Consider the following 8,066-nt stretch of genomic DNA (forward strand, 5'->3'; position numbering starts at 1 on the left):
CTTATGACCTGCTCTAACCTCACTATTCATCAGCATTCAAAAAACAGCTCACAACTGTTAAGTTGTGAGCTGTTTTTTCGTTTGTACCATAACTTGAAAGCACTTATATAAATGAACATAGAATAAATTACGGCTTAATGAACAATAAATACAAATGATTTTAATAATCTTAATAAGAAAAGAAGGGTGTTCAGAAAATGGACATTTTCTGAACATCTGATAAAAAAGGAAAAATGATTAGAAGCTTTTCTTTTTTATGTCTATTTATTTGATAATAGTCCACAATCAGATATGTTTACAAATATGAACATTACTATTTTTTAAAAATTTAAATTAAATTTATCCGCTTTCAATTGTCCATCTTCCAAAATAAACTGCCATTTTTGAACATCTTTTATTACATTGAAGCGATTTTCTTCCTCAGTTTGTTCAGTCTTGATAAATGTTCTGAAATCAAACGGTGCAATTCCGAGTAAGTAATTATTATCACCGTATATACAATTAAATCTGGCTATGAAAGAAACTTCTATAGTAACTTTGTTTTTATGTATAGTAAAATTATTTAATCCTTCAACTTTTACATCCCAAATCATTTCAGATTTATCTTGAACACCATTTTTTACAAGATGTTTTTCTTGTTTTCTTAATAAGTCAGAACTATAAAAATTTTTTTCTGAAGAAAAATTCTTTTTGTTCCATGATTCAAGAACAGATATTACCACATCCTCAATTTCTCTAATATCGATTAAATCACTTCTAACATTCTTAGTTTTTTTATATTTTGGAGTATTAAATCGCTCAAAGATGAAGAAAAATATAATTAGAAGTAAACAAAGCAGTGATAAAAAACCTTTGAAATTTATTATTTCCAAAATTTCATTAATCATAAAATTTTTTCCTATAGTACATATGGTTTATTTTTTTTTTTTTTTTTGGTGATAGTTTTGTATTAATAATATTAAACCTATAATGAAAAATATTATGAAAAAAAATAAAAATTGAGGTTTTGAAAAATAAAATGCAACCGTTCCTAAGATGCCTAATATTATATATTGCATTATAACAATTAATCTGTTTTTATTACTACTTTGTCTCATTTGTTTTTTCCTCTCTATATAGTAGAGCATTGTATAAGATTTACAAATAAAAAAGTGGGAGTTATTTGTTAACTATATATAAAATACACTAGTACTTTTTGAAATATAAATCCTATAAGCATTATCCAAATAATTATCCTTATGATTCTTAGAAATTTTGGAGTTAATTTTTTTTCAATAACAACTTTTGAATTTTCTTTCATTCCTTCATGTACTACGAATATAGCAATACTAAATATAAAAGAGATAACAGATAATATATACCACATTCCACCAAACCTAATATTTTGTGCATATGACTTAATACAAAAAATTAAACTGATAATGGAACAAATAAACAAAATGTAAAGTATTATGGTTGACTTTTTATTCTTTTTATCCTGGAATTGCATTAAACTGACCTTCTATCTTCATCTGAGCATCAACCAACCGTATTACATTATCACATAATTCATACACCGCAGCTATATCGATGCCTCCTCCGATAGCTAATCCAACGATAGCTACTACTTAATCAACTATAGCATCAACCACTGGAATTGCTTGAGCGATGGCTATTATAGCCATTATAACACATGTTGACAGTCCCCACTTCGCTATCGCACTATTAAAATCTATCAAATCTATTAAGGATAACATCACCTCTGGCGAAGAATAGAAAAAAAAGCCTTTTAGGCTTTTTTATAAACGCTCGAAGAGCGTTTCTTCTTATCTTGATTGTTTGCCTTTAAAATGATTCATTACTCTGTCCTCTCTGTCCTTTTTCTCAATTTTACACAAAAATAGATTTTTTGGAAAACTTTGCAACAGAACCATATTTTTTTATAATTGAGTTAGACTATCAACTATTTTTTTAGTTAATTCTTTTTGTTGGGTTGCAGTTAGTTTACTTGAGGTTCTAATTACACATGTACCACAAACTTCATGAGACCCAGAGTTGAATAATCCTGCCCCATCGAATGCTGATAAATAAGTATTGCGTTTTTGCGCTTCTTCAGGTGATTTGTACACTTCAATTTGTCCCCCTGCATCAGTACCTTTAGCAATAATATCTGATCCATCTATTTGATCTTGTACTTCAGAGTCCGTAAAATAAATAGCAGAGGTGTACCCCCCAGGTTTATTCAATGATCCATTGGGATCATTGCTTTCGGTTACTGCTTCAACTCCTGTAATGGTAGGTATCGATTTTAATTTTTTTATTACAAAATCTGAAGATGGATTAGTCACCAACTTATTTTTATTGATTGATTCTTTAAAATTAGATAAAGCCAATTTCAATTCTTTTTGGTTATCACTATAGTCAACTGTTTTTGGCAAATCCTTTATTGATTTGTTAATATCAGAAGTTTTAGTGGGGATTTTGGGAACTATGACCATATCATTCTGGGATTGCTTTAAAACATTGTCAAGGTTCGCCTTAGTTGAATTGTCCAGTGGTAATTCGTTAGTTTTTAGACTTTTTTCTGCATCTTGAATAATTTTATCCAAAGATTTATTTTTTTCTTTGATAGGTTTATAAGCACTATTAAAATTATCAACCGCTTCCTGATGTGGTTTTACAATTCCAAAGTAGTATCCTAATCCTATACCGACAAAAACAACTATCATAGAAAATATAGTAATTCTTTTTTTCATTTGTATCTCCTCAAATATAATTACACTCCATATATTAGCCATTATATCACTAAAACATAAAAACACCTCCTGTAATCTTATGATTAGATTATAGGGGGTGTTTTTATTTGATTTTATAGGAGTTATTATATAATTATAGTCCCTATATATTATTAAATCTATTTTGGAAAAACATGATAATATATTTTTATTTTTGATTTTTTATTGTAATTATCACCTTTCTTAAAATCATTGTCTCCGTTAATTGTTACCTCAGAAACATCCCCTGAATGAGCAAATAATCCAAGTTTTAAATCTCTCACTTTTTCATATTTTATATTTTCAAAACCCATATCTTCAAATTTGGATTCTACGTTTTTATAATTTTCACCATGTAGTTTTTTTTCACTTATAGGTAATTCTATTTGACCAGGTCTATGAGCGATCAAATAATTCGTAGTCATAACTAGAGAACCAATTAAAAGAATGCTGAATAAAATAAGTAAACTGATAAATCCTACTTTATGATCTTCCTTTAGTTTTTTGAACTTCCAGAATTCTTTAATGTTTTCTTTTTCCTCTTCTAATCTGATACGCTCAGCATCAAGCTCTAGTTGGGCTCCAATATCAGAATGCTTAGCTTCATAGATATAAATGGAATGACAATGAGGACAGACTACACGGCTATTTTTAATGTGTGATACTGTATCAAAATCTAATAATCCACCACAATTCTTACAACATACTTCTGATAACTTCATATTAAACTTTCCAATCCTTATATTTTTTTCTAAGTGATTAATGTAAGAAGATCACTATACAAACATTTTTTGTAAGAAACCTTTTTTCTGTTCTTTCAACAAATCTAACTTACGCTGATGAAGAGCGATAGTATTATCCAGTTGTTCGAAGAATGAACCTATTTTTTTTGTTCTGAAAGTTCAGGTATCATAATCGACATTTTCGACATTTGCTTACCTGAAACCTCAACAAAAGTAGACCCTGCACCGGTGACTTCACCGTATCGCTTAAGCTCATTAGTTCTTGAATAAATAAAATAACTATCAAGTTTATTTGGATTAGGAACAATTGATTGAAACCCTTGGTTAGTTGTAGCTTCTTTGCCTAATATAGCGGTGTTTCCGATACCAGCACGAGAAGTAAATAAGACAGTTCCTACTGGTAAAATTCTAGCTGAGCTCTTCTTTAGACCTAGTTCAGTAATAGTCTTTTTACTTTTACTAACATACCTTTGTTCTCCAATTTCAGCTGGAGCATACCAGTCAATATCACCGTCCCAGTATTCAGAGTTCGATGTACTTGGTGTTCCACCGCCCACAATATTAGATAATTCTCCCAACTTACGCTCTTCCCAATCGTCAGCAAACCCCGCAAATCGCAATTCAGGAACTTTTGCCCCATTTTTAGGGAACATTTTTTGCAAGTAGCCTTTTTTCTGTTCCTTGAGCAAATCTAACTTACGTTGATGAAGAGCGATAGTATTATCCAGTTGTTCGAAGAATGAACCTATTTTTTTTTGTTCTGAAAGTTCAGGTATCATAATCGACATTTTCGACATTTGCTTACCTGAAACCTCAACAAAAGTAGACCCTGCACCGGTGACTTCACCGTATCGCTTAAGCTCATTAGTTCTTGAATAAATAAAATAACTATCAAGTTTATTTGGATTAGGAACAATTGATTGAAACCCTTGGTTAGTTGTAGCTTCTTTGCCTAATATAGCGGTGTTTCCGATACCAGCACGAGAAGTAAATAAGACAGTTCCTACTGGTAAAATTCTAGCTGAGCTCTTCTTTAGACCTAGTTCAGTAATAGTCTTTTTACTTTTACTAACATACCTTTGTTCTCCAATTTCAGCTGGAGCATACCAGTCAATATCACCGTCCCAGTATTCAGAGTTCGATGTACTTGGTGTTCCACCGCCCACAATATTAGATAATTCTCCCAACTTACGCTCTTCCCAATCATCCGTGAATCCTTTAAATCGCAATTCTGGAACTTTCTTTTTAAGTGAATCATCTATTTTCGCCATAGTCCCCACCATTTTCTTGGTTTTTCTTGTTCTTCTATCCTTTTTTGATCTTTGATTTGTTTCTGCAAAGTTTCCAACTGCTCTTTAAGAGCGTTCACTTCATCTTTATATTGATTGTCTAAGTGTTTGGATTCTGTTTCCTCTGAGGGCATTTGGAGAGATTTTAAGCTGTCATTTTCTGCTTTGTATTCTTCTAACAACTTTTTATCTTGTAAGGCTAGTCGTTGTTGCTGATCTAAAAGATTTTGCATTTGCGATATTTGGCTATCTTTATTTTCTAGTTGCTTATCTTTAACAAATAACTGTTGTTCTAGTATTTTAACTACAGATAAATCAGCATTTGTGGGGTTACTAGTATCGGTTACCTTGTCGTTACCAGTTGTGTTACTAGTGGTAAAGTGTTGTTTTAACAACATATATCCAGTATAGGTTACTACTAAAGTTTTCACTCCGTTACTAGTAACGGTTTCCACATGGTTTGCTCTAAATTCTTCGGTTAATCTTTTCCTGACCGCTTGTTTCGATACGTTAAATTCGTCTGCAAGCTCCTTAATAGTTTTTAAATTCTCACTCATGATAATTCCTGCCTTTTTACCGTAGGTAGGTATTGTTCAATGGCTTTTTTGAGATACTTCGCTACATTACGTTTGGAATAAGCTTCTTGTTTGCTGGCAACATAAGACAAGTGCTCTTTCACGCCATTAAGCCCTCGTAATTCTTTCAGCTCGTCATAGAGAGGGTACACGTGCGCCTGCAATCCTGCCATAAGTGACGTATCGGTCATTTCATAAGGACTTAATAGCATATTATCCAACAAAAGTTTCGTGTATTTACTTTTTAATGCTTTCCCTGCTAAAAGTTCTTCTGCTTGTTCTTTATTTTCTTTATCCTGCAAATAAATAGGGTCTTGTTCTTCCAGCTTGTAGAAGTCATTTCGTGCGACTGGTTTCTTCGTGATATGAAAGACAATAGAATCAATCGAACGCCCTTTTTTGACTTTCTCATAGGTCACGTTAAAAGAGGTATGAGCGTTCATTTCTTCTAGTGGTTTGTTTAATACCTTTTTAGTGAAATTATTCATATCTTTATATTCATTGATAGTGTCAGTCATTATTCTTAGTTCTTTAACCGATATTGAGGGATTGCGATAGCTTTCTACTTGGTCGGCTCTCCGTCCACCCTTCACGCTGTAATGCTCGTACTGGTTGTAATTCATGGATAACCAACGGTAGAGAATAATGGAATACTTGCTATTTAATTCTGCTATATCCGATAAGGCATGTTGCGTGAAATTCTTTTTAAGATTGACTAAGTAAGGGATAATTTCAGGACTAAAACGAATCAACACTTCATCGTTGTAATCTGTCCACTTTACGTAAGGAATTGGCACAATGTTTTCAAATTCAAAACCATGTTCTTTTTTTTCTTTGATTTTAAAAAAGGCTTGTTTTTGCATTTTCTCAACCGCTTCTTTGAAACGACTATGCTTGTCATTGTCGGACACCTTAAAGAAAGCGAAAAGGTCTCTTTTAGAAAGATAAACCGTATTGTCTTCCAATGGTTTTTCCGTATCAATGCAAGATACGGCTAACTCAAACATTTTCAAGGGCGTTTTATCCATTTTAGCAATAGAGGTTATCAAGCTGTTATGCTCCACGACTTTGCGTTTTTCAAGTTCATTCAAGGTTAGCACCTGCTTTTGATTGTTTTGTTTTTCTGATATAATAGGCATGTAAATACGCTCCTTTGCGTGTTTTAGTCTGGCATAGAGAAAGTCATTTAGCGGTGTATTTTCTCTATGTTTTTATTATATCAAAACAGCGGTACCTGTTCAATTGTAAAGTACCTTCTAACACAGTTTTTTGTACCGCTATACACAGTTTTTTGTACCGCTATACACAGTTTTTTGTACCGCTATAATTCTGTGAAACCATATAAACACAGCCTTTTTTTCCACGCAAAAGAACAAAAGATTAAAATATATAAGATAAATATATATATAGGCTTCGCCTATTTTTTATTTTTTTCAAAAATGTAAAATCCAAAGTCAAAAGATTAAAACCATAAAAGTACAGAATGACCTAATTCGCTTTCTAAGCACTTTTTATCAATACCCATAATAAGTTACCTGAAATAAATTAAAATGCCCTAGAAAGTCTTATATGGTTATCTAGGGTATAAAAAAATCGATTAGAACTTTTGATAGAACTTGCTGATCTTTATCGCTGGATAGCAAAATGATTATTTAAAGATAAAAGTAAGAGATATTCTAAAAGCTCATATTTTGCTTTCTAAGCCCTTTTAAGTGTTAGTCCTAATAAGTTTACCTGATTCGTTTTAAAACTCCTTAAAAGGTCTGTAAAGCGTCAAAAAGCCCATCTAAAATACAAAAGGCTTTTAAAAACAATGAAGTTCCAAAAAGTACGCTCAAATTTATAAAATAATTTAATATCTGCATTGAGAAGTTAAGAAATGAAATCTTTATTTTTAAAATTCAGAAGTCCGAATGAAATAAGGACAATGCGCACTTACACACCACTCTAAAAAGTGGTGTTAATTTGCTCAAAAAATAGGTATCAGAAATTGCTTTCAGCAATAACCAAAAAGAGAATAGTTCTAAGAATCCATGTTCTTCTCTTAAAGTTGGATAGCACGTATTAAAGTTGTGATACATATTTCGAACTTATAAATATTTTTTTTAAAAATAAAATGCCTCAGCGCTCATTCCTCAATCGCCCTTTGTCATTGATTTTGTAATAAGGATTGCGCCCTATGCGGTTGCAATCCCCCTAACAAAATAGAGAATATAAACCCACAAATACTGCAAGCTATCACATTGTAATACAAAGCACTTCGTTCTTGTATTACAATGTGGCTTGAAAAGGGGGAAGTTTCACTTTCCCCTTTTATCCCCTTTGGATTGTGTCGATTTGCTTTACGCGAACGCCACCTACCCATTTTATAAAAATAAAATGGGCAAAAGATCTTTCTTTTTGTCATACAAAAAGAAGAAAAAAAGAGACGATTTTCTTCTTCCGAAATCGTCCCTCTTTTTTCTAAAACCATGGATGAACAAACAAAATACGAGAGATTTTTTGTTCGTTCATCCACTAAAAAGAACTCCCTAACGGTCGTGGCTACTTTGTTTAGTCTAAACGCTTTGAATAGTCCTATAAGCTCATAGTTTGCCTTCTAAGCGATTTTAAACGTGAGTTAGTAATAATATAGAAAAAGCCCTTAAATAGGCTTGTATGTAATTGACTAAAACGTACAATTTTAGCTTTTAAATATGACCCTTA

7 protein-coding genes are annotated in these 8,066 nt (G+C 31.9%); all 7 read right to left on the minus strand.

What is annotated here, in order from left to right; genetic code table 11:
• Positions 1–320 precede the first annotated feature (320 nt).
• The 7 genes from MKX45_RS12425 to MKX45_RS12455 all read right to left on the minus strand — a co-directional run bounded on the left by MKX45_RS12425 (position 321) and on the right by MKX45_RS12455 (position 7,878).
• On the minus strand, positions 321–887 hold the full coding sequence (locus MKX45_RS12425; protein ID WP_058211511.1) for a hypothetical protein: 567 nt from the start codon (positions 885–887) through the stop codon (positions 321–323).
• Positions 888–1,919: 1,032 nt separating this feature from the next.
• Positions 1,920–2,735 carry an EbhA gene (locus MKX45_RS12430; protein WP_258272646.1) on the minus strand — a complete coding sequence of 272 codons (816 nt, stop codon included), beginning with the start codon at positions 2,733–2,735 and terminating at the stop codon, positions 1,920–1,922.
• 158 nt (positions 2,736–2,893) lie between these two features.
• Complete coding sequence (locus tag MKX45_RS12435; RefSeq protein ID WP_311928278.1) at positions 2,894–3,475, minus strand: hypothetical protein; 582 nt, start codon at positions 3,473–3,475, stop codon at positions 2,894–2,896.
• 158 nt (positions 3,476–3,633) lie between these two features.
• Positions 3,634–4,767 carry a restriction endonuclease subunit S gene (locus tag MKX45_RS12440; RefSeq protein ID WP_445667039.1) on the minus strand — a complete coding sequence of 378 codons (1,134 nt, stop codon included), beginning with the start codon at positions 4,765–4,767 and terminating at the stop codon, positions 3,634–3,636.
• The gene (locus MKX45_RS12445) at positions 4,755–5,342 is read right to left on the minus strand and encodes a DUF536 domain-containing protein (protein ID WP_310574213.1); all 588 of its coding nucleotides are present in this window, start codon (positions 5,340–5,342) and stop codon (positions 4,755–4,757) included. Before MKX45_RS12445 ends, MKX45_RS12440 begins: the two co-directional genes overlap by 13 nt.
• The gene (locus MKX45_RS12450; protein ID WP_014386283.1) at positions 5,339–6,499 is read right to left on the minus strand and encodes a RepB family plasmid replication initiator protein; all 1,161 of its coding nucleotides are present in this window, start codon (positions 6,497–6,499) and stop codon (positions 5,339–5,341) included. Before MKX45_RS12450 ends, MKX45_RS12445 begins: the two co-directional genes overlap by 4 nt.
• Before the next feature lie 1,010 nt (positions 6,500–7,509).
• The gene (locus MKX45_RS12455) at positions 7,510–7,878 is read right to left on the minus strand and encodes a cytochrome B (RefSeq protein WP_340817444.1); all 369 of its coding nucleotides are present in this window, start codon (positions 7,876–7,878) and stop codon (positions 7,510–7,512) included.
• Between the last annotated feature and the right edge of the window lie 188 nt (positions 7,879–8,066).

Origin of the sequence: Lactococcus sp. FSL W8-0209 (genome assembly GCF_038006585.1) — a bacterium.
Taxonomy (GTDB): Bacteria; Bacillota; Bacilli; order Lactobacillales; family Streptococcaceae; genus Lactococcus; species Lactococcus lactis.

Excerpts from the sequence above, each read along its gene's own strand:
- MKX45_RS12425 (WP_058211511.1), bottom strand. The coding sequence starts at position 887 with ATGATTAATGAAATTTTGGAAATAATAAATTTCAAAGGTTTTTTATCA.
- MKX45_RS12430 (WP_258272646.1), bottom strand. The coding sequence starts at position 2,735 with ATGAAAAAAAGAATTACTATATTTTCTATGATAGTTGTTTTTGTCGGT.
- MKX45_RS12435 (WP_311928278.1), bottom strand. The coding sequence starts at position 3,475 with ATGAAGTTATCAGAAGTATGTTGTAAGAATTGTGGTGGATTATTAGAT.
- MKX45_RS12440 (WP_445667039.1), bottom strand. The coding sequence starts at position 4,767 with ATGGCGAAAATAGATGATTCACTTAAAAAGAAAGTTCCAGAATTGCGA.
- MKX45_RS12445 (WP_310574213.1), bottom strand. The coding sequence starts at position 5,342 with ATGAGTGAGAATTTAAAAACTATTAAGGAGCTTGCAGACGAATTTAAC.
- MKX45_RS12450 (WP_014386283.1), bottom strand. The coding sequence starts at position 6,499 with ATGCCTATTATATCAGAAAAACAAAACAATCAAAAGCAGGTGCTAACC.